This window comes from Streptomyces sp. NPDC032745 (genome assembly GCF_055579465.1).
Genome location: NZ_JBVING010000002.1, coordinates 138,026 through 158,903 on the forward strand (window position 1 = coordinate 138,026; position 20,878 = coordinate 158,903).

Here is a 20,878-nt window from a genome sequence, read left to right on the forward strand (position 1 = left end):
GGGCGGCACGGAATGGGCACGGTCCGGTATCTGGAGATCGCCGAGGCACTGCGTACGGCGATCCTGTCCGGCGAGTACGCGGTGGGCGCCCAGCTGCCCTCGGAGAGCGATCTGGCCGCACGCTGGTCCGCCTCGCGCGGGACCGTCCGGCAGGCGGTGGCCACGCTCGCCGCGGAGGGGCTGATCGGTTCCCGGCAGGGCGCCCGGAGGATCGTTCTGCGCCAGGAGCGCCGGCACAGCTTCGGCGAACTGAACAGCTTCGCCCAGTGGGCCGAGGGGCTCGGCCAGGAGGTGTCCAGCCGCTTCCTCTCCCGGACCCGCCGGCCGGCCACCGCCGAGGAGGCGGAGCGGCTCGCGCTCGCGCCGGGCACCGCCATCCTGTACGTGGTGCGGCTGCGGCTCCTCGACGGGGAGCCCACCATGGTGGAGCGGACCGCCTACGCCGACTGGGTCGCGGCCGCGGTCGAGGCGATGGCGGACGACGTCCGCTCGGTGATGGACGCCCTCGCGAACGACTCCGGAATCGTCGCCCACTACGGCGAGCACCTCATCGACGCCCTTCCGGCCGGCAGCGAGGACGCCCGGCTCCTGGAGATCCGGCGCGGGAGCCCGCTGCTGCGCCAGAGGCATGTTTCCGCCACCGCAACCGGCCGCCCGATCGAGTGGACGGACGACCGCTACCGCGCGGGCAGCGTCACGTTCAGTGTGAGCAACTCGGCAGTAGCCACACCCTTGGAGCGCCGTACGGGCGACGGGTGAGCGGTCAGCGGGCCGCCTCGGCGAGCTCCTCGGTGATCGCTCCGGGCAGCCAGTCCGCAACGCGGCCGAATCCGAAACCCAGGCCGGCGGCCCGGCTGTTGTCCAGGGCGTAGGCGCGGTCGAAGGAGAACGGCGAGGCGGGGGCGCCCTGTTCGACGACATGGTGGCGCGCGGGCCGGCCGACCCGGTCGGCGACGAGCCCGCACAGCCCGAGGACGTCGAGCGCTTCGTGGGAGGCGGCGTCGACCGCGCCGGTGAAGGACTGCCCGGCCGCCCACTGCAGGAAGCGGGCGATCTCCCGGTGGTGGATGAAGGAGGTGGCGTACGGGGCTGCGTGGACGTCCACAGGGGTTCCGGCGGCGATCCGCCCGACGTAGTGCGCGAGACGCCCGGTGAACTCCTCCCGGCCGCCGCCGAGGACGTGCGCGGTCCGTACGGCGGCGAAGCCGAAGGGCGCGGGGCCGCGGGCATGGGGATCGCCACCCTCGGGGCCGCCGGTCTCCAGGACGCCGGTTTCCGGGCCGCCGGTCTCCGGTGCACCGAGGAAGACGGCCTCGGCGTGCCGCTTGCCCTCTGCGTAGGCGCGGGCCTCGGGGGTGGGCGGCGCGGGGTCGTACACCTCCATCGTGGAGGTCATCACGTACCGCGCGGTCCGGCCCGCGAAGACCCGGCGGGCGACGGCGGCCTGCAGCGGCGTGTAGCAGACCTGGTCGACGACGGTGTCGAAGGTGCGCGCTCCCAGGGCGGCGAGCAACTGCGCCGCGTCGTCGCGGTCGGCGACGAGACGGCTCACGCCGGGCGGCGGGGCGGCGGAGCCGCGGTTGAGGACGGTGACCTCGTCGCCCGCATCGCGCAGGAGGGTGACCAGGTGCTTTCCGAAGTACCGGCTTCCGCCGATCACGAGAATCTTCTGCATGGCTTCGACTTTGCCGCTGTATCGTCCCCAGCAGAACCGATCACCTGCTGAACGGGTATGAAGGAAAACTGATGATCGATGTGCAGCGGCTGCGCATCCTGCGCGCCGTCGCCGAACACGGCAGCTTCAACAAGGCGGCCGGGGCACTGCGGCTGACCCCGTCGGCCGTCTCCCAGCACATCGCCCTGCTGGAGCGGAGCCTGGGCCACCCGGTGGCGGTGCGCAGCACCCGCGGGGTCACCCTGACCGAGCCCGGGCGGCTGCTGGTGGAGGCGGCGGAGACGATCTCCGCCGAGCTGGACCAGGTCCGCCACGAGATCGACCGGCTGACGGCGCAGCGGCCCCGGCTGACGGTCGCCACGTTCACCAGCGGCGGCCGTCATCTGCTGCCCGCAGCGCTGGCCCGGTTCGTGGCCGCGCACCCCGATGTCGAGCTGACCGTACGGGAGGCCGAACCGGAGGACGCGGTGCCGTTGGTGCGCAGTGGCGGCGCCGACCTCGCCCTGACCTATCACTTCGACGGTCCGCTGCCGCTGCGGGACGGGCTCCGCTGGACGCCGCTGATGGACGATCCGCTGTGGCTGGTGCTGCCGCGCGAGCACCGGCTCGCCGACCGCGCCTCTCTCGGCCTCGCCGAACTGGCCGCCGACCGCTGGGTGCTCGGCTGTCTGAAGACGGAGGCGTTCCTGCGCCGGTACGCGGGGCTCGCCGGCTTCGACCTCCGGGTGGCGGCCTCCACCACCGACTACTTCTTCGCGCAGACCCTGGTCGCCGCGGGTGTCGGGGTCGCGCTGATCCCGCACGTGTCGCTGTCCCCCGCGGCCTCGCTCGCGGTCGTACGGGTCGAACCGCCGCGCCCCGCCCGCCACATCGGGGTGGTCACCCCGCGCCGGCGGCGCCCGCACCCGTACGCGGAGGCGCTGACGGCTGCTCTGGCCGAGGCGGCGGTGGAGCGGTGAGCGGGCCCCTCGCGCGTGCGGCCCCGGACCCGGACGACGCACGGCTTGCCGAGGACCCGATTCCGGCGGTCCGGTCCGAGGTGGCCGGGAACCCCGCGACCGGCGAACCCCTGCTCCGCGCCCGGCGGCGGTCACGGCGGCCGTGCAGGCGTGCTGAGCGACAGTGCGGCGGGGCATCATCGGTGTCCCCCTCGCGAACCGGTGCCGGTCGGCACCTCCGGAACGCGTAGCCCGCCCGCAGCAGTTCCGCGCGCCCTGATGCGGGCTCGGCCCGCCGCTCAGGCGCCCGGTCCGTCGACGATCCGGCCGTCGCGCAACTCCACCACGCGGTCGGCGAGTTCGATGAGGTTCTGGTCGTGGGTGGCGACCAGGACGGTGACGCCCTCGCTGCGCACCACCGCGCGCAGCAGCTGCATGATCGAGCGGCCGGTCTCGGAGTCGAGCTGGCCGGTTGGCTCGTCCGCGATGATCAGCGCGGGCTCGTTGGCCAGGGCGCGGGCGACGGCGACCCGCTGCTGCTGGCCGCCGGACAGCTCGCCGGGGCGCTGGTCCATGTGGCCGGCCAGCCCCACCAGGGCCAGCAGGGTACGGGCGCGCTCCTCGCGCTGCTGCGCCGGCACCTTGCGCATCCGCATCGGGATGCCGACGTTCTCGAGGGCGGTCAGTACGGGGATCAGCCCGAAGGACTGGAAGACGAAGCCGATCCGGTCGCGGCGCAGGGCGAGCAGTGCGGCCTCGTCCAGCCCGGCGAGATCGGTGCCGTCGAGCGTGACCGTGCCGCCGGTCGGGGTGTCGAGGCCGCCGACCAGATTGAGCACGGTGGTCTTGCCGGAGCCGGAGCGGCCCTTGAGCGCGGTGAGTTCGCCGCGGCGAATCTCGAACGACACCCCGCGCAGCGCGTGGACGGCCCGGGGTCCGCTGCCGAAGCTCCGGTGGAGGTCCTGTACCGCCACCATGGCTGCTGACGTGCCGTTCTGATGCTGCGTCATGGTCTGGATCCCCCTGGAATCGGCCCGGCGGACACCGTCTGACATCCCGCCCTTTCGAATTTGCTCATCCGTCACATCATTCGCGCAAGTCCCTTCCGGTCTCTTCCACTCTGCATTCGAATCTGACAGCATCGTCCGCTATCCGGTACCGACGGTCCGGATGGGGGAGGAAAACGGCACATGCTCGGCTTCGTCGTGCGCCGGCTCAGAGGGCGGCTGCCGCTCGCCGCCGCCGTACTGCTGACCGTACTGATCACTACCACCGTGCTGACCGCACTGCTCGCGTTCAACCGCAGCGTGGGCGAGGCCGGGCTACGCCGGGCGCTCCAGGCACCGGGCCAGACCCGGACCACCGTCCTGGTCACCGGCGAGCATCCGGCGGCCGCGCGCGGCAATGACGACGAGGCCGTACGGGCCTTCTCCGACGAGGTGTTCGGCCGGCTGCCGGTCACCGTCGAGAGCGTGGCGCGCAGCCGCTCGTACGGGCTGCCCGGCGTACGCGCCCCCGGCCGGGACGCCGACCTGACCCTGCTCGCGGCCCTCGCACGGGACCGCGTACGCCTGGTCTCCGGGCAGTGGCCCGAGCCGGCCGCCACGCCGGGCGGCCGGGTGCAGGCGGCCGTCCCGCAGGCGGCCCTGACCCGGCTCGGGCTGGCGCAGAGCGCGCTCCCCGCCGAAGTGCGCCTCGACGACCGGTACGGCGGCGCCCCGCTCACCGTGGTGATCACGGGCGTGTACCGCGCGGCCGACCCCGACGCCGCGTACTGGCGGCTCGACCCGCTCGGCGGCCGGGAGTTCCAGGTCGGCGGTTTCACCACGTACGGACCGCTGCTCGTGGACGACACCGTCTTCGGCGCCGGCGGGCTCGTGCAGAACAGCCGCGACTCCCTCCTCACCGCCGACTTCGCCACCGCCCGTGTCGCCGAGGCCCGGGCGATCCGGGCCCGCGCCGCCGGTGCGGCGGAGGTCCTCGCCGGCGCCTCGGGGCTCCGTGCCAAGACCGAACTGCCGCAGCTGCTCGGCGAACTGGATTCCGGGCTGCTCGTCGCCCGGTCCACGCTGCTGGTCGGCGCACTGCAGCTCACCCTCCTGGCCGCCGCCGCACTGCTGCTCGTCTCCCACCTCCTGACGGGCCGGCAGGAGACCGAGCGCCTGCTGCTCGCCGCACGCGGGGCCTCCCGGCGCCGCCTCGGAGCCCTCACCGCGGCGGAAGGCCTGCTGCTCGCGCTGCCGGCCGCCGTCCTCGCTCCTCTGCTCACCCCTCCGCTGCTGCGGCTGCTCGCCGGTTTCGGCCCGCTGTCACGGGTGCCGCTGGACAGCTCCGGGACCTGGCTGCTGTGGCCGGTCGCGGCGGGCTGCGCCCTCGCCTGTGTCCTGCTGACCGCACTGCCCGCCGTACTGCGCGGTGCGGCGGCCGCGGCCCTGCGCCGTACGCGCGGCCGGCAGCTGCTCACCTCGCGCGCCACCCGTTCCGGGGCGGACCTGGCGCTGGTGGCGCTGGCCGTCCTCGCCTACCAGCAGCTGTCCCGGTACAACGACGCCGGGCACGGGGCGGGCCGGCCCGGGGGCTCCGGCGCGTCCGGCGCCCTGGGCATCGACCCCGTGCTGGTCGCCGCGCCGAGCCTCGCGCTGTGCGCCGGCACCCTGCTGGTGCTGCGAGTGCTGCCGTTCGCCGCCGCCCGGCTGGGCGGGCGGCTGGCGGCGCGCGGGCGCGGCCTCGGCCCGGCGCTGGTCGGCTGGCAGCTCGCCCGGCGGCCCGGTCGCTCCACCGGGCCGGTGCTGCTCCTCGTCCTCGCCGTCTCGAGCGGGGTCCTGGCCCTCGGCCAGCACAGCGCGTGGTCCTCCTCCCAGCGCGACCAGGCCGAGTTCGCCACCGCGGGCGGGCTGCGGATCTCCGGCGCCGACCTGTCGGCCATGGGCCAGGGCGGCCGGTACTCGGCGCTGCCCGGCGGCGAGCGGGTGATCCCGGTGATCCGCGAGCAGCAGGAACTGGTGGGCGGTACTCCCGCGGAGTTGCTCGCGCTGGACGCCAAGGCCGTGGCGGAACGGGTACCGCTGCGAACCGATCTGCGGGACGGGCGCCCGATGGCCGAACTGTTCGCCCCGCTCGCCGCCGACGCGGGCACCCCGGGTACGAGCGGCGCCCCGGGCACGAGCGGCATCGCGCTGCCCGGCGCACCCGTACGGATCGACGTCGACGTGACGCTGCACGGGCAGCAAGGCGGCAACCCCGGCATCTCGCTGCTGCTGCGCGACCGGTTCGGCCTCACCTTCCGGACACCGGCGATGGCGATCCCCGCCGACGGCGAGGCCACCCTCTCCGCGCATCTGGGCGCCCTGACCGACGCCCCCATCGGGTCGGCCGCCGCTCCGCTGACCCTCGTCGGCATGACGGTCGGATACTCCGCCCTGATGCCGGAACCCGGGGAGTTCCGGCCGTCCGCCGGAGAGCTGGCCGTCCGCCGGATCTCCGTCTCCGACACGGCGGTCGGCGCAGCCGTCCCCCTCCCCCCGTCCGCGCCGGCCGGCTGGAAGCTGTCGGCGCCGGCCTTCAAGGACGGAGCCGCCGCCGTGCAGTTGCCCGGCGCCACCGACGGCTCGGAGCTGCTGCGGATGAGCTACCGCGGCGGGCCCGACGCCCTGGGCGGCGTCAGCGTCACGCTGACCCCGGCCGGCCTGCCGCCGGCCGCCCGCGAGCTCCCCGGCGTCGCCACGCCCGGCTACCTCGGCGCCGTGGGAGCGAAGGTGGGCGATACGATCCCCGTCCGGTTCGGCGACTCGACCCTGCGGGTCCGGGTGACCGCGGCCGTGAGTTCCCTGCCCGTGGCCGGAGACACCGCGCTGGCCGTCGATCTGGCCGCCCTGGGCCGGCTGTTCGCGGCCGAGAACGGGCGGGCGCTCCCACCGCCCACCGAATGGTGGCTCCCGGCGGCCTCCGCCGACGATCCGCGCCCCGCCCGGGCGGCCGCCGAACTGCGCTCCGGCGCCGGCCTGCAGAAGGTACAGCTGCGCGAGGAGGTGGCCGCCGAACTGCTCGACGATCCGCTGAGCGCGGGCCCGCAGAGCGCGCTGGCCGCCCTCGCCGTCGCGTGTGCCGTCCTGGCCGCGATCGGCTTCGCAGCCTCGTCCGCGGCCGCCGCGCGCGAGCGGACCCGGGAGTTCACCGTGCTGTCGGCGCTCGGTGCGCCCCGGCGGAGCCTGGCCCGCACGGCGGCCGCCGAGAGTCTGGTCCTGGTCGGCCTCGGCACTGCCGTGGGTGTGGGGCTGGGCGCCGCGATCGTGCACCTGGTCGTGCCGCTGATGGTGCTGACACCGGCCGGCCGCCGGCCGGTGCCGCCGGTCGTGGTGGATCTGCCGGACGGCCGGACGCTGCTGCTGGCCGTCGCGATCGCCGTGCTGCCGCTGCTGTCGGCCCTGGCCGGCGGCCGACGTGACCGAGATGTGGCCGCCCGGCTGCGGTACGTGGAGGAGATATGACCAGCCCGGCCACGCCGGACGCCGGCACGGCACCCGAGTCCCCGCCCGGCACCGCGCCCGGCGCCCGGCCCGGCACCCCGCCCGGGTCCGGCATCCGCCCGGCGCCCTGGGTGCGTACCCGGCTGCGTGCGGCGCCCCTGACCGCCCTGCTCGCCGCCGCGCTGGCCTTCGTCACCGTGCTTCTGTCGGCCGCCCTGCCGCGCGCCATGGACCGCGGCGCCGATCAGGGGCTGCGCTCCTTCCTGCACGACCGCGGCGCGAGCGCGGCGAGCGTGCTGGTCACCTCCCCCGCGCAGGACGGGCCGCAGAGCCCGGAGGGCCTGGACACGGCGCTGGCCGCCCTGCTCGCCCGGACCGGCCCCGGATACGGCATCGCGCCGAGCGGGCCGGTGTACGGCGCCCGGGGCGTCAAGCCGCGCTCCCTCGACAATCCCGGACTGGCCCGCCCCGAGGGCGTCTCGCCGATTCTCCAGCTGATGCACGTACACGGGGCCGAGGAGCACGTACGCCTCGTGGAGGGGCGCTGGCCGGGCGGCGGGACCTCCGACGGCCCGGTCCCCGTCGCGCTGCCGCAACAGACTGCCCAGACCCTCGGTGTGAAGGTCGGCACGGTACTGCGGGGCTCCTCCGGCACATCCGACGGCATGAGTGCCGAGGTGGTCGGCCTCTACGCCGCGCACGACGAGGCGGACGTCTTCTGGACCGACCTGCCCTGCCCCACGCACGCCTGCCAGCGGTACACCCGCAAGGCGCTGCCGGAGATGTACTGGGAGGCCGCCGCCCTCGTCGGGCCGGACGCGCTCGGCCGGCTCGGCGCGTGGGGCGGGCAGGCCGAGGAGTTCTGGCGGCTCCCGGTGGACACGGACGCGCTCCGGGCCGACCAACTGACCACCGTCGGGCACCGGATCGCGGCGTATACGGCCGGCCGGACCGCCACCGACCTGGCGCAGGCCACCGGCCGGCCCAGGCTGCGGATCAGTTCCGGGCTGCCCGCGCTGTTCACCCAGGCCCGGGCCCGGGAGGCGGCTGCCGCGCCGCTGGCCGCGATCGGCCCGGCGGGGGTCGCCGGGGTGGCCGTGGTGGTGTTCTGTCTGGCCGGCGCGCTCACCGGGGACCGGCGCGAGGCCGAGCTGCGGCTGCTGCACGCCCGCGGCGGGTCCCGCCGCGGCATCCTGCTCCGCCTGCTCGGCGAGGGCACGGTCACCGTCCTGCCGGCCGCCGCGCTGGCGACCGTGCTGGCCGTACTGCTGCTGCCGGCCCCGCGGTGGACGGCCACCCTGCTCGCCGCATCGGCCGCCACGCTGTTCGCGCTGCTCGCCTTCCCCGTACGGGCCGCCGTGGTGCTGTCCGCACGGCGCGGCCCGCGCCCTGGGCGCCGGCTGGCCGGCGAGCTGCTCGTCCTCGTCGCGACCGCCGCGGCCGTGTTCGAGGTCCGGCTGCGCGGGGTCGCCCCGGCCGGGGCGGGCGTGGATCCGCTGCTGGTCGCCGCCCCGCTGCTGCTCGCCCTGTGCGGCGGCCTGGTCCTGGCACGGCTCGCACCCGCCCTCGTCGGAGCCCTGGCCTGGCTCGCCGGACGGCGGTCCGGGCTGATCGGCTTCCTCGGGCTGGCCCGGGCCGCGCGCGGCACCGGCGGCCGGCGCCGCCCCTCGGTACTGCCGGTGGTCGCCCTGCTGCTCGCGATCACCACGGGCGGCTTCGGGGCCGCCGTCCTCGCCACCGTGGACAGCGCCAGGACCGAGGCGGCACGGTTGAACGTGGGCGGCGACGTGCAGGTCACCCCGCCGTACGGGGAGATCCTGCCGGAGTCCTTCCTCGAGGCCGCCGCCGCACTGCCCGGGGTACGGCTGTCCGTACCCGTGTGGACGGACGACGACGCGTTCGTCTTCGGCACCGAGCAGGGTTCCACCAAGGTGCGGGTGGTCGTCGCCGATCCGGTGACGTACGCGAAGCTGGCCCGGGCCGTGGGGTGGGGCGAGTTCGACCCGGCCCGGCTGGCGGGCGGCGGGGCCGGAGCTCCCGTACCCGCCCTGTTCAGTCGCGACTTCGCCCGGCTGGCCGGCTCCGGCCCGCACGAGCTCCGCCTCGACAACGCCGGATCGTTGCCGGTGAAGGGGGCGGGAGTGGTCGAGGGCACGCCCGCCCTGCCGGGCGTCGGCGGCTCCTTCCTCGTCCTGCCGGCCGGCCCGGCCACGGCGGCGGTCGCCCAGACGACCCACGCGACCCGGTGGTTCGCCCTCGGCTCCCCGGACAAGGCCGCGCTGGACGAGCTGGTCCGCGCCGCGCCCCGGAGCCCCACCTTCGATGGCTGGGCCGTGCACACCAGCGCCGAGGAGAACGCCAGGCTGGCGCGCGACCCCTTGGGACGCGCGGCGGCCCGGCTCTTCTGGGCGTCGGTGGCCGGCGCGGGGGGCCTCGCCCTGCTCGCCGTCCTGCTCACCATGGTCCGGGCCGCACCCGAACGGGCCGCGCTGCTCGCGCGGTTGCGGACCATGGGCCTGCGTCCCCGGCAGGGCGTGGCGTTGATCCTGACCGAGGCGCTGCCCCAGACCCTGGCCGCCGCGCTGGGCGGTGCGCTGGTCGCGGCGGCCGCCGTGGCCCTGCTGGGGCCGGCCGTGGACCTGTCCGCGCTGGTCGGCTCGCGTGCGCACACCGGCGTACGGCCGGCCGTGTGGCCGGTGCTGGCACAGGCCCTGATCCTGGCCGGCCTGGTCGCGGCGGCCGTGCTCGCCGAGGCGGCCGTGACCGGGCGGCGCCAGATCACCACCGAGTTGAGAGCGGGAGAGCAGCGTTGAACAGCGACCAGCCGACCTACGAAGAGCTGCGCCGGCAGGCCCTGGCCGCCGCCGAGCCCCGGAGCATCGGGGCGGACACGGCCATCGCCTGCGACCGCCTGGTCCGGATCTTCAGCAGCGACGGCATCGAGGTACAGGCCCTGCAGGGGCTGGAACTGACCGTCGCCCAGGGCGATCTGGTGGCCCTCGTGGGTGCCTCCGGCAGCGGCAAGTCCACCCTGCTCAACATCCTGGCGGGCCTGGACGTGCCCACCGCGGGCACCGCGAGCGTCGGCGGCTACAACCTGCTGGAGATGTCCGCGAAGGACACCCTGCGCTACCGCCGCGAGGCGGTGGGCTTCGTCTGGCAGCAGACCGCCCGCAACCTCCTGCCGTTCCTGACGGCAGCTCAGAACATTGCGGTGCCACTGCAGTTGAACGGGCGTACGGGGCGTGGTGCGGCGAAACGCCATGCCGCCCGGGTCGCGGAGCTCCTCGAAGCCCTCGGGATCGGCCACCTCGCCCACCGCCGCCCCGCCCAGCTGTCCGGCGGCGAGCAGCAGCGCGTGGCCGTCGCCGTCGCGATGGCCAACAACCCGCCGGTCCTCCTCGCGGACGAGCCCACCGGCGAGCTCGACTCCGAGACCGGCGCCGCGATCTTCGAGGCGTTCCGCACCGTGAACAGGGAGCTCGGCGCCACGGTCGTCATCGTGACGCACGACCCGCTCGTCGCGGGCGAGGTCCGCCGTACGGTGGCCATCCGCGACGGCCGCACCAGCAGCGAGGTGCTGCGCCGCACGGTCACGGACGAGCACGGCGCGGAGTCGGTGAGCGAGCGCGAGTACGTGATGCTGGACCGGACCGGCCGCGTGCAGCTCCCGTACAAGTTCCTGGAGGCCCTGGGCATGGAACACCGCGTGGCGGTCGACCTGGCTCCGGACCACATCGAGATCCGCCCCGACTCCGCGCAGGACCCGGAGGCCTGAGCCGGCTCAGGCGCACTGCCACGACCGGTGGACGAACTGGTGGGCGTCACTTCCGTGGGGCGGGTGTCGTTAGGGGTCGGGGTTGACTCTGGGGGCGAAGGGATGACGGAATGCGGCAGTTTCCTCTGGAGATGCACCACATGGCACCCGGACGGGTCGTCGAGTGGCGGTTGCGGTCCACGGCCGGGGCGGCGGCGGACGCCGACGGCGCGGGCGACGCCCCGGGGGGTGCAGCGAGCGATGCGGCGGGCAGGAGAGCTTCGTTCAACCAGGACAAGCACTTCACCGTCGCCGAGGAGAGCCGCGGCGCCGACGATCCCGTGGCGTCCTGGGTCGCGGTCACCTTCGAGGTCGCGGGTGCGCTCGACGAACAGGCCCTGACCCGGGCCCTGCTGGCCTTCGTACGCCGGCACGAGGTGCTGCGGTGCGAGTTCCGGCGCCTCGCGGGCGAATTGGCGTGCGAGCCGATCGACGCGGGCGAACTCGCCCTCGACACCGCTCCCGTGGCCGCCTTCGACTCCTCCGAGGCCCTGCGCGGCTTCCTCGCCGAGCGGTTCACGCGCAGCATCGACACCCTCTCCTGGCCGCTGTTCACGATGGGCGCCGTCCTGCGCGAGGACTCGGCGACCGTCTACCTGGCCTTCGACCACATCGTCTGCGACGGCCTGTCGATGCCGATCGTCGTCCAGGAGGTGCAGAACGCGTACGAGGCGCTGCTTCGCGGCGAGGACATCGATCTGCCGCCCGCGCCGAGCTACCTCGACTTCGCCGAGGAGCAGCGCCGCCGCTACCTCTCCATCGACGCCGACGACGAACGCCTCGGCTACTGGAAGTCGTTCATGGCACGCGGCGGCGGCGAGTTCTTCCCCCGGTTCCCGCTCGAACTCGGCGTGGAGCCGGACCGGATGTACCCGATCGTCAACGAGGCCTCGACGCTGCTGGACGCCGGCGAGGCCGAGGTGTTCGAGAAGGCCTGCCGGGCCGTCGACGGCAAGCCGTTCATGGGGGTTCTCGCCGCGGTGGCGGTCTGTCTGCGCGAGGCCGGCGGGCCGGGCGTGTACCGGGGCTTCATGCCGCTGAGCGAGCGCGGCCGGGGCGGCTGGGCGAACTCGGTGGGCTGGTTCGTCAACACCCTGCCCATCGAGTTCGACGCCTCGCCCGGCCGGGACTTCGCCCAGGTCATCGCGGCGGTCCGGACCGGGTTCGGCGAGATGATGGAACACATCGACGTGCCGTTCGTCCGGGCCTGGCAGCTGCTGGCGCCCACCGAGTTCGCCGCCCGTTCGTGGCCGTACCCGGTGAACTTCTTCTCGTACATCGACGTCCGCAAGTGTCCCGGCGCGGATCGGCACGAGGACTGGCGGCCGACCTCACACGTGTGGTCGGCGCGCGCCAACGGCGCCTGCTCATGGTTCCAGCGGGACGCCGACGGCCTGCACATGAACTCGCTCTACGTGGACACCGCCGCCGCACGCCGCACCATGGACGACTTCCAGGAGGCGCTGCGTCAGACGGTCCGGGAGATCGCCCGGCACGGCGCGTTCCGCCGGCCGATCGCGCTGACCTCGCCGCGCCGCGCCGTCGGCACCCCGCTCGACGCGGCCCCGTACGCCCGCCGCTCCTGACGACGTCGGCCGCCCGTGTTCACGCGCGGGCGGCACGCCCCAGCAGCAGCGCCCGTTCCCGTGCATTGCGCGTGAGCGAGGCGGCGCGCTCGAACTCCGCCCGGGCCTCCTCCCTGCGGCCCAGCCGCTCCAGCAGGTCGCCCCGTACGCTCGGCAGCAGGTGGTAGGCGCGCAGGGCCGGTTCCTCGGCCAGGGCGTCGACCAGCGGGAGCGCCGCTTCCGGGCCTTCCGCCATCGAGACGGCGACCGCCCGGTTGAGTTCCACGACCGGTGACGGGACCAGCTCGACGAGCCGTCCGTAGAGGGTGGCGATCGTCGCCCAGTCCGTGTCCTCGTAGCGGACCGCCTCCGCGTGGCAGCCGGCGATCGCCGCCTGGACGGAGTACGGGCCGCTCCCCGCGTGCTGCATCGCCAGGGCGCCGCGGCGGATCAGCATCCGGTTCCACTTGGCCCGGTTCTGGTCGGCGAGCAGCACGGGCTCGCCGTCGGGGCCGGTGCGGGCGGAGATCCGGGAGGCCTGGAACTCCAGCAGCGCCGCCAGTCCGTGCACCTCGGGCTCCTTGGGCATCAGGGCGGCCAGCACCCGGGCCAGGCGGAGGGCGTCCTCGCACAGGGCGGGGCGGACGAGGTCGTCGCCGGCGGTTGCCGAATAGCCCTCGTTGAAGATCAGGTAGATGACCTCGAGGACCGAGGCGAGCCGCTCTTCGCGGTCGGCTCCGTACGGGACCTCGAAGGGCACGTCCGCCTTGGCGAGCGCCCGCTTCGCCCGGACGATGCGCTGGGCGACGGCCGGCTCCGAGGCCAGGAAGGCGCGGGCGATCTCCTGCGTGGTCAGTCCGCCCATCAGGCGCAGGGTGAGCGCGATCCGGGCCTCGGTGGCCAGGACGGGATGGCAGGCGGTGAAGATCAGCCGCAGCAGGTCGTCGTCGATGTCGTCCGGGGCCGACGGCTCGGCGGGCGGCGGTACGTCCTCCAGGGTCCGGCCGACCTCGGCGAGCTTGCGGGCGTACGTCTCCTTGCGGCGGACGAGGTCGATCGCGCGGTGTTTGGCGGTGGCCGTGAGCCAGGCGCCCGGCCTGTCCGGGACACCCGACTCCGGCCACTGTTCCAGGGCGGCGACCAGCGCGTCCTGGGCGATCTCCTCGGCGATGCCGAGGTCGCGCACGATGCGCGCGACACCGGCGATGATCCGCGCCGACTCGATCCGGAACACCGCTTCGACCGCCTGGGTCGCACTCACTGCCGTCACGGCCACCCATCAGAGCAGCCGTGACGGGGCAGGGCAAACGCGGCGCGGCTCGCGGCGCGGTCGCGGCGCTGCTCGCGGGTGGCCGGCTCGCGGTCGCCGCGCGTCAGCCCCCGTCGATCTGGCGCAGCTCGGCGCCGACCGTCCACTCCACGGGGTGGATCTCCAGGAACCGCTTGGTCCACTCCAGCGCCTCGGCCTTGTCCTTGGCCTGCAGGATGGCGTAGCCGCCGACGACCTCCTTGGTCTCGGTGAAGGGCCCGTCGGTGTAGCTCAGCTTGCCGCCGGACCAGGTCACCCGGGTCCCCTCTGAGGTCGGGAGCAGCCCGGCGGTGTCCAGCATCACCCCGGCCTTGGTGATCTCCTCCATCAGTGCGCCCATCCGCTGCCCGAACTCGGGCGGGAACTCGGTGTCGGCGGGAAGGGCCTGCTCGTCGATACGGATCATGGAAAGGAAACGCGGCACGGTGACTCCTCGGTCGGTCGGGCGGGGACTTCCCCCGCCTCTCACTCCTGCGTCGAACGGGAGACGCCCGGATCGACAGCTCCCCGGAAATTCTTCAAAGAATCTTCCGGACGCCGCTCAGCTCCGGCAGCGACACTCCGCACCCGGGACCGGTGCCCCACTTTCCGTCTTGCCGCGGGGTTGTCGGGTGGATCAGGCCCCAGCCGCTCCTACCCACAAGTAGGATCGCGGCCTCCGGCCCTTCGAGAGGACATTCGATGCCGCGCACCCCTTCTTCCCCTCTGCTGCTCGCCGGCCTCCTGGCCGCTGCGGGCGTTGCGCACGCGGTCGCGCCGAAGCAGTTCGACGCGACCATCCCGAGCTCTCTGCCCGGCACCCCGCGGCAGTGGACGTACGCGAGCGGCGCGGCCGAGCTGGCGCTCGCCGCCGGTGTCGCCCATCCGCGGACCCGCCGGGTCGCGGCGCTGGCCGCGGCGGCGTTCTTCGTCGGGGTGTTCCCCGCGAACGTGAAGATGGCCGTCGACGCCCGCCGCCGCTCCCCCGCCGTGCAGGCCGTGACGATCGCCCGGCTGCCGCTTCAGCTCCCGCTGGTCCTGTGGGCCCGGAACGTGAGCCGGGGCGCCGCCGGCTGACGCCCCGCCACCGGGATCACCGGCCGGGGTCAACGGCTGTCGCCCGACCAGTCCCAGTGGTCCGGGTCGGCCGCGCGGCGGCGGTAGTGGGCGCGGCCACCGGCTCCGTAGCGCCCTATCTCGGTGGGGAGCCGGGCCTCTTCGGCGAGTTGGGGCGGGCTCCAGCCCGTGATGTCCAGGAGGAGCCCGTCGAGGGGGCCGCCCACGAGTTCGCCGTAGACATGGCCGGGGCGCGGGCCGGGGTCGGGATCGTCGTGGTCGGCGCCGTAGACCCGGCGCCGGAGCATCCTGTCGTCCATACCGCCCAGCTTCACAGGCACCACTGACAACGAGCCCGGCGCTGGCGGGAGCCGGCCAGCTGCCGGACGGGGACGAAGCCCGTACGGGGGACGGCCTGCGGGTCGGCCTGCCAGGCGACGAAGTGCAGGCCCGCGTCCGGCGTCCCGTCGGGGCCCAGGCCGTCCTGGTGCGGCCGGCGGCGCCTCGGCATCGTCGCGCCGTCGTCGGTGCGCGGCGCGGCCGGCCGTCGGCGGTGCCGTCGAGCCGGCCCATCAGGTTCCGGTGGGTTCCGGACACGGAACCGGGCCCGGACCGGGACCCGGCGGCCGCAACCGCGATGATGGGTCCGACCGCCCACGGTCACTCGGCACACGGAGCAGGAGCAGCACGCATGGCACGTCGGGTACACCAGCCGCTGGAGAACCAGGAGTTCGACTTCATCCTCGGCATGACGGAGGGGCCGGTTCTCGCCTACTTCATCGGGACCTGGCCCAAGGCCCTGGAGGCCTGCCGGGCGATGGACGCGCTCGTGGCCGAGACGGCCGAGGAGTACGGCACGCGGCTGACGGCCGTCCGCACCGACATGACCCGCTGCCCCGGGCCGACCAGGCGCTTCGGCGTGGCCGCCGCGCCCACCGTCGTCCTCGTCAAGGACGGCGAGGCGGTGGCGAGCCGGGCCGGCGCGATGAACCGCGCGGAGCTCCGGGAGTTCCTGGACGCCCACCTCTGAGCGGCTGGGCGGCCACCCGGCCGGGCGGGCCAAAGTGGGCTATCTGGCCGAAACTGGCATAGGTCAGATAGGTGCCTAGGGCATGTAATGGGTTCCGGTGAGACGGACACACAGAACCATGCTTACGAGGTGCTGCATGTCAGAGACCGTTGCCTTCCCTCAGGACCGAAACTGCCCCTACCACCCGCCGGCCGCCTACCAACCCCTCCGCGAGGGCCGGCCGCTCTCCCGGGTCACCCTTTTCGACGGCCGCTCGGTCTGGGTGGTCACCGGGCACGCCGAGGCGCGCGCCCTGCTCTCCGACGGACGACTGTCGGCCGACCGGCAGAACGAGTCCTTCCCCGCCCCCACGAAGCGGTTCAAGGGCCTGCAGAACCGCCGCACGGCCCTGCTCGGCGTCGACGACCCCGTGCACAACACCCAGCGCCGGATGCTCATCCCGAGCTTCACCCTGAAGCGGACGGCGGCCCTGCGGCCGGCGATCCGGCAGACCGTGGACCGGCTGATCGACGACATGATCGCCAGGGGGCCGGAGGCCGAGCTGGTCAGCGCCTTCGCCCTGCCCGTGCCGTCGATGGTGATCTGCGCCCTGCTCGGAGTCCCGTACGAGGACCACGAGTTCTTCGAGGCGCAGTCCCGGCGGCTGCTTCGCGGACCGGAGCTCGCCGACGTGGAGGACGCGCGGTCCCGGATCAACGGATACCTGGCCGGTCTGATCGAACACAAGCGGACGAACCGGGGCGACGGGCTGCTGGACGAGCTCGTAGAGCGGCGCCTGGAGACCGGTGAGACCGACATCGACGAGCTGGTCTCGCTGGCGGCGATCCTGCTGATCGCGGGCCACGAGACCACGGCGAACATGATCTCGCTCGGTACGTTCACCCTGTTGCGACACCCGGAGCAGCTGGCCGAGCTGCGCGCCGACCCCTCGCTGATCTCGGTGGCCGTGGAGGAGCTGATGCGCTTCCTGTCCATCGCGGACGGGATGCTGCGGGTGGCGACGGAGGACATCGAGATCGGCGGGGTGACGGTCCGTGCGGACGACGGGGTGATCTTCTCCACCTCCGTCATCAACCGGGACGCGGCGGTGTTCGAGGAGCCCGACGCGCTGGACTGGCACCGGCCCGCCCGGCACCACGTCGGGTTCGGCTTCGGCGTCCACCAGTGCCTCGGGCAGAACCTGGCCCGCGCCGAGATGGAGATCGCCCTGGGGACGCTGTTCGCGCGGCTGCCGGGGCTCCGGCTGGCGGCCGAACCGGACCGGATCCCGTTCCGGCCCGGCGACACCATCCAGGGCATGGTCGAACTCCCCGTGGCATGGTGAGAGGCATGTCGCCACAGCGCATCGACATCGACACGGCCGTCTGCATCGGCGCCGGGCAGTGCGCCCTGACCGCCCCTGACGTGTTCACCCAGGACGACGACGGCTTCAGCCAGTTGCTCCCGGGCCGGGAGGACGGCAACGGCAGCCCGCTGCTGCGCGAGGCCGCCCGCGCCTGCCCGGTCGCCGCCATCCGGATCCAGGAGGAGTAACCGGCGCAGGCGGAGCAGCGCAACCCCTTCGCGGGGGCCCGTACGGCTCAGAGCAGGGCGACGGCCCGGCGCTCCAGGTCCAGCGAGCGGTCCACCAGGCCGGCGCACGCGTCGAAGAGGTCCCGCCGCCGCCCGGCGTCGGAGTCGGGGTCGGCCGTACGGGCCAGGCCCGCCAGCTCCGACCAGTGCCGGGCGGAGTCCCGCAGGAGCGAGGCCGCCGCCGGCCGCCCGGCGAGGTCGAGGAAGTCGGCGTACAGCGGCCGGGTGGCGCCGGGGGCGGTCCACTCCTGCTCCAGGCAGGCGTACAGCCGCCCGGTGCCCACCCGGAACGCCTCCGGGCTGGCGAACCGCCGCTCCCAGCCCGTCTTGGTACTGGTGTCCCGCAGCTGCGTGGCGAACTTCGCCATGCCGGAGAAGCCGAAGTTGACGTCGAACTGGTTGCCGAGCACCGGCCCGGTGAGCCGGGCGGCGGTGGTGGCGACGGCCTCGTCGAGGTCCGGTTCGGCGGTGGCCGGCCCGGTGGGCACCACCATCTGGTGGTGGCCCTTGCGGTGCCCCGTCCAGGCGGCGCCGAACTCCTCCCGGCCGATCCGGTACGGGACGCCGGCCCCGTCCTCGACGTACAGGGTCTCGCCCTCGGCGCCCTCGTAGCCCGCCACGACCACGGTGTACGGATCCGCGCCCGCCATCTCCGGAACACCTTCGTGCCAGGGCAGCCGGGACCGGTCGACCGTGCAGAACACCGGACGCCCTTCGTCGAGGGCGGCGCACACCCGCCCCCAGCGGGGTTTGGCGCTGCGCGTGGCCTCGTACGGGACGTGCAGCCGGCCCAGAGCCGTCTGCACCCAGGGCTGGGGGTGGGCCTGGGCGACGATCGTCGGCATCGGCGGGTGGCCCGCGTACTCGAAGACGAAGTACATGAAGCCGATCCCGCCCGCGAGGCCCGCGACCAGCACCTCGTCGTGGACGCTCCCGAGGGCGTGGCGGATGAGCGAGGCCTCACGGTGGCGGCCGGTGCCGAAGTCCGAATAGACGAGGGGGGTCATGCGGTCAGCGTAGCCGCGCCCGTTCGGGTGACCGCACACCCGACTTCCTGTACAGTTGTCCAGGAAGTCGCCCGCCGGCGCCTGCCCAACAGCCCGCGAAACGGAGGTGGCCGTGCACACGGTCGCTCAGGTCCTCATCGGTGTCGTCGCCGCACTGCACGTGTACTTCCTGGTCCTGGAGATGTTCCTGTGGCAGCGTCCGCCCGGCCGGGCCCTGTCCGGGTTCGACGAGGACCTCGCCCGCCGCACCGCACCGCTCGCCGCCAACCAGGGCCTCTACAACGGCTTCCTGGCCGCCGGCCTGGTCTGGTCGCTGGTCATCGACTCGCTCGCCACGCAGATCTTCTTCCTCGCCTGCGTGATCGTCGCCGGGGTGTACGGGGCCGCGACCGCCAATCGCCGCATCCTGATCGCCCAGGCCCTGCCCGGCGCGCTCGCCCTGGGCGCGGCGCTGCTGGCCGCGTGAGCCCCGTGAGCCCCGAGGACCCGCGGACCGCCCGCACCAAGGCCCGGCTGCGCGAGAGCCTGCTCGCCGAGTGCGCGGACCGGCCGCTCGGCGAGGTCAGCGTCTCGGCGGTGGTCCGCCGGGCCGGGGTCGGCCGCGCCACGTTCTACCTGCACTACGAGGACCTCCCGGCGCTGGCCGTCGACGCGTGCGCCGATGTGGTGCACGCGGCGGTCGACGCCCTGCACGCCTGGCAGACGGAGCCCGGAGCGCGGGCCCCGGTCCGGCCCCCGGCCGCGCTCGCCGGCTTCCTCACCGACGCCGCCGGGCATGCGGACCTCTACCGCACCCTGCTCCTGCCGGGCGGCGGCGGCCCGCTCGGCGAGCGGCTCCACCGGGAGCTGCGCGCCCGCGCGCGCGCCGAACGGACGGCGGCCGGCGCCCCGCACGCCGACCTGGTGGCCTCGGCGGTGGCCGCCACCTTCACCGGGATCCTCGCCGACTGGCTGCACGACAGCGTTCCGGGCTCCCCGGCGGAGCTGGCGGACCACGTCTGGCCGCTACTGCTGGCCCTGCACCGCGCGGGCTCCGGGCCGCCCGCCCCATGACAGCCATGAGCCCCGCCGGACCGACCGGCGGGGCTCACGTCACGGGCTGGGCTCGTGAAATGGCGTCACCGAAGGGGATTCACATTCTCCGCCTGCGGGCCTTTGGGGCCCTGGGTGACGTCGTACTCGACCTTCTCGTTCTCCTGAAGCTCCTTGAAGCCGGTGCCCTGGATGGCGGAGAAGTGCACGAACACGTCGGGGCCGCCGTCGTCCTGCTGGATGAAGCCGAACCCCTTCTCCGAGTTGAACCACTTCACGATGCCTGTTGCCATCAGTACGGATCCTTCTCAACGTTCCACGCGGACCGCACGTGCGGTGCAGCCGTCTCCATCCTGCCCGCCCGTCCCGCACGCCACACCCCAGGCGCGGCCAACCGGGGACGTATCGAACTTTCGTTCACACACCGCCGTCCACCGCGGGTGACAGCTCGGCGGGCAAGGGCCGAGGGGCTGCCGCGGCGGCGCGCCGCGGTCCGCTCACCCGGCAGCCCAGGCACCGCTCATGCCCGGTCCGGGCGACGGTGTCCCGGGTGCGCCAGTCCCAGTCGGCGCGGGGGCGGGGGCCGCTGGGCTTGCCCCAGCCGGCGAGGTGCAGGACCCAGGTGACGACTCCGGCCGCGGCGACGAGGCCGAGGCCGAGCCAGATGCCGGGGGTCCAGGCCGCGCACACGGCAACCCCGGCTCCGGTGCAGCCGAGCAGGGCCAGGGCGGTGCCGGTCCAGCCGGCGACGGTGTGGCCGAGGTCGACGTCTCCGTGCGCGCTCATGATTCTCCCCAGACGGACGGGCGGCAGTAGGCTCGAAGGGCGAGATGCCTTAGTGAGCAAGATAAGCATCTCACGAGCTAAGTTACTTAGATGCTAAGGAGTATCTGCGTGCAGGGCAAGTCCCGCCCCGCGGCCACGCCCGCGGAGGCGCTGTCGCGCATGGACCGGTACGTCGCGCTCGGTCTCATCGGCCAGCAGGAAGTGGCTCAGCTGCTGGGGCTGAACGTCACCGACCTGACCTGCCTGGGTCACATCCTGGGAGCCGGGGACACCCCGCTGGGCGCGGGCGACCTCGCCGAGCTGACGAACCTGACCACCGGGGCCGTCACCGGGGTGCTCAACCGTCTGGAGCGGGCCGGATACGCCCGCCGGCAGCCGGATCCCGCGGACCGGCGCCGGGTGCGCGTGGTCGCCGACCCGGCGGCCGCCGCCCGGGTCTTCGCGGTGTACGAGCCCTTCTACGCCCGGCTCGGCGCGGTGTTCGCCGAGTACTCCCCCGACGAGATCGCCGTCATCGCCGACTGGTTCTCGCGGGCGACGGCCGAGATGACCACCCACCTCGCCGAGGTGCGGTCCGGGCAGCTCGGCGCCGTGGCTCCCGGTCCCGTGACTCCGTAGTCCCGTGACGCCACGGCCCCGATGGTAA

The 20,878-nt window shown here is 74.3% G+C and carries 22 protein-coding genes; 13 read left to right on the forward strand and 9 right to left on the reverse strand.

From position 1 onward, the window contains the following. Positions 1-12: 12 nt before the first annotated feature. Positions 13-759: a GntR family transcriptional regulator gene (locus ACZ5WG_RS04985; protein ID WP_468720714.1), complete on the forward strand. Its 747-nt coding sequence runs from the start codon at positions 13-15 to the stop codon at positions 757-759. 4 nt (positions 760-763) lie between these two features. Here the strand turns inward: ACZ5WG_RS04985 and ACZ5WG_RS04990 are convergent, their stop codons facing one another. Continuing rightward, the gene (locus tag ACZ5WG_RS04990; protein WP_468720715.1) at positions 764-1,675 is read right to left on the reverse strand and encodes an NAD-dependent epimerase/dehydratase family protein; all 912 of its coding nucleotides are present in this window, start codon (positions 1,673-1,675) and stop codon (positions 764-766) included. A gap of 71 nt (positions 1,676-1,746) precedes the next feature. On the opposite strand from ACZ5WG_RS04990, the gene ACZ5WG_RS04995 reads away from it, so the two are divergent. Continuing rightward, positions 1,747-2,634: a LysR family transcriptional regulator gene (locus tag ACZ5WG_RS04995; protein ID WP_468720717.1), complete on the forward strand. Its 888-nt coding sequence runs from the start codon at positions 1,747-1,749 to the stop codon at positions 2,632-2,634. A 278-nt stretch (positions 2,635-2,912) separates the two neighbouring features. On the opposite strand, the gene ACZ5WG_RS05000 is transcribed toward ACZ5WG_RS04995, so the two are convergent. After that, a complete protein-coding gene (locus tag ACZ5WG_RS05000) occupies positions 2,913-3,623 on the reverse strand; it encodes an ABC transporter ATP-binding protein (protein WP_468720719.1) in 711 nt (236 codons plus the stop codon). Between the two features lie 180 nt (positions 3,624-3,803). Here ACZ5WG_RS05000 and ACZ5WG_RS05005 point away from each other — a divergent pair, with 180 nt between their 5' ends. The 4 genes from ACZ5WG_RS05005 to ACZ5WG_RS05020 all read left to right on the forward strand — a co-directional run bounded on the left by ACZ5WG_RS05005 (position 3,804) and on the right by ACZ5WG_RS05020 (position 12,482). Next, positions 3,804-7,100 carry an FtsX-like permease family protein gene (locus ACZ5WG_RS05005; RefSeq protein ID WP_468720721.1) on the forward strand — a complete coding sequence of 1,099 codons (3,297 nt, stop codon included), beginning with the start codon at positions 3,804-3,806 and terminating at the stop codon, positions 7,098-7,100. Continuing rightward, positions 7,097-9,892 carry a hypothetical protein gene (locus ACZ5WG_RS05010; protein ID WP_468720723.1) on the forward strand — a complete coding sequence of 932 codons (2,796 nt, stop codon included), beginning with the start codon at positions 7,097-7,099 and terminating at the stop codon, positions 9,890-9,892. Before ACZ5WG_RS05005 ends, ACZ5WG_RS05010 begins: the two co-directional genes overlap by 4 nt. Then, positions 9,889-10,857 (forward strand): ABC transporter ATP-binding protein, encoded by a 969-nt coding sequence (locus ACZ5WG_RS05015; protein ID WP_468720725.1) that lies wholly within the window; start codon positions 9,889-9,891, stop codon positions 10,855-10,857. Before ACZ5WG_RS05010 ends, ACZ5WG_RS05015 begins: the two co-directional genes overlap by 4 nt. 110 nt (positions 10,858-10,967) lie before the next feature. Next, positions 10,968-12,482, forward strand: coding sequence for a condensation domain-containing protein (locus tag ACZ5WG_RS05020; RefSeq protein ID WP_468720727.1), 1,515 nt, complete (start codon positions 10,968-10,970; stop codon positions 12,480-12,482). A 19-nt stretch (positions 12,483-12,501) separates the two neighbouring features. Here ACZ5WG_RS05020 and ACZ5WG_RS05025 read toward each other — a convergent pair whose 3' ends face one another. Both ACZ5WG_RS05025 and ACZ5WG_RS05030 read right to left on the reverse strand, forming a co-directional pair. Then, the gene (locus ACZ5WG_RS05025; protein WP_468721436.1) at positions 12,502-13,722 is read right to left on the reverse strand and encodes an RNA polymerase sigma factor; all 1,221 of its coding nucleotides are present in this window, start codon (positions 13,720-13,722) and stop codon (positions 12,502-12,504) included. A 112-nt stretch (positions 13,723-13,834) separates the two neighbouring features. After that, positions 13,835-14,194, reverse strand: a complete 360-nt coding sequence (locus ACZ5WG_RS05030) for a YciI family protein (RefSeq protein WP_383511513.1) — start codon at positions 14,192-14,194, stop codon at positions 13,835-13,837. A gap of 257 nt (positions 14,195-14,451) precedes the next feature. Here ACZ5WG_RS05030 and ACZ5WG_RS05035 point away from each other — a divergent pair, with 257 nt between their 5' ends. Further along, on the forward strand, positions 14,452-14,826 hold the full coding sequence (locus ACZ5WG_RS05035; RefSeq protein WP_468720728.1) for a DoxX family protein: 375 nt from the start codon (positions 14,452-14,454) through the stop codon (positions 14,824-14,826). 29 nt (positions 14,827-14,855) lie between these two features. Here ACZ5WG_RS05035 and ACZ5WG_RS05040 read toward each other — a convergent pair whose 3' ends face one another. Next, positions 14,856-15,125, reverse strand: a complete 270-nt coding sequence (locus ACZ5WG_RS05040) for a hypothetical protein (RefSeq protein WP_053790086.1) — start codon at positions 15,123-15,125, stop codon at positions 14,856-14,858. An 11-nt stretch (positions 15,126-15,136) separates the two neighbouring features. Beyond that, positions 15,137-15,316 (reverse strand): hypothetical protein, encoded by a 180-nt coding sequence (locus tag ACZ5WG_RS05045; RefSeq protein ID WP_468720729.1) that lies wholly within the window; start codon positions 15,314-15,316, stop codon positions 15,137-15,139. 180 nt (positions 15,317-15,496) lie between these two features. Between ACZ5WG_RS05045 and ACZ5WG_RS05050 the strand changes: the two genes are divergently transcribed. The 3 genes from ACZ5WG_RS05050 (at position 15,497) to ACZ5WG_RS05060 (ending at position 17,368) form a co-directional block, all read left to right on the forward strand. Then, complete coding sequence (locus ACZ5WG_RS05050; protein ID WP_468720730.1) at positions 15,497-15,835, forward strand: thioredoxin family protein; 339 nt, start codon at positions 15,497-15,499, stop codon at positions 15,833-15,835. Between the two features lie 136 nt (positions 15,836-15,971). Then, complete coding sequence (locus tag ACZ5WG_RS05055) at positions 15,972-17,159, forward strand: cytochrome P450 (RefSeq protein ID WP_468720731.1); 1,188 nt, start codon at positions 15,972-15,974, stop codon at positions 17,157-17,159. Between the two features lie 5 nt (positions 17,160-17,164). Continuing rightward, complete coding sequence (locus tag ACZ5WG_RS05060; protein ID WP_030295656.1) at positions 17,165-17,368, forward strand: ferredoxin; 204 nt, start codon at positions 17,165-17,167, stop codon at positions 17,366-17,368. Positions 17,369-17,415: 47 nt separating this feature from the next. Here ACZ5WG_RS05060 and ACZ5WG_RS05065 read toward each other — a convergent pair whose 3' ends face one another. Continuing rightward, complete coding sequence (locus tag ACZ5WG_RS05065) at positions 17,416-18,414, reverse strand: BtrH N-terminal domain-containing protein (RefSeq protein WP_468720732.1); 999 nt, start codon at positions 18,412-18,414, stop codon at positions 17,416-17,418. Between the two features lie 112 nt (positions 18,415-18,526). Here ACZ5WG_RS05065 and ACZ5WG_RS05070 point away from each other — a divergent pair, with 112 nt between their 5' ends. Beyond that, entirely contained in the window at positions 18,527-18,880 is a 354-nt protein-coding gene (locus ACZ5WG_RS05070; RefSeq protein WP_468720734.1) for a DUF1304 domain-containing protein, read from the forward strand. Continuing rightward, positions 18,877-19,467, forward strand: coding sequence for a TetR/AcrR family transcriptional regulator (locus ACZ5WG_RS05075; protein ID WP_468720735.1), 591 nt, complete (start codon positions 18,877-18,879; stop codon positions 19,465-19,467). Before ACZ5WG_RS05070 ends, ACZ5WG_RS05075 begins: the two co-directional genes overlap by 4 nt. Positions 19,468-19,532: 65 nt before the next feature. Here ACZ5WG_RS05075 and ACZ5WG_RS05080 read toward each other — a convergent pair whose 3' ends face one another. Both ACZ5WG_RS05080 and ACZ5WG_RS05085 read right to left on the reverse strand, forming a co-directional pair. Further along, positions 19,533-19,739, reverse strand: coding sequence for a cold-shock protein (locus ACZ5WG_RS05080; protein WP_468720736.1), 207 nt, complete (start codon positions 19,737-19,739; stop codon positions 19,533-19,535). A 124-nt stretch (positions 19,740-19,863) separates the two neighbouring features. Further along, positions 19,864-20,232 carry an HGxxPAAW family protein gene (locus ACZ5WG_RS05085; RefSeq protein WP_468720738.1) on the reverse strand — a complete coding sequence of 123 codons (369 nt, stop codon included), beginning with the start codon at positions 20,230-20,232 and terminating at the stop codon, positions 19,864-19,866. A 108-nt stretch (positions 20,233-20,340) separates the two neighbouring features. Between ACZ5WG_RS05085 and ACZ5WG_RS05090 the strand changes: the two genes are divergently transcribed. Continuing rightward, positions 20,341-20,850, forward strand: coding sequence for a MarR family winged helix-turn-helix transcriptional regulator (locus ACZ5WG_RS05090; RefSeq protein ID WP_468720739.1), 510 nt, complete (start codon positions 20,341-20,343; stop codon positions 20,848-20,850). Positions 20,851-20,878: the final 28 nt, after the last annotated feature.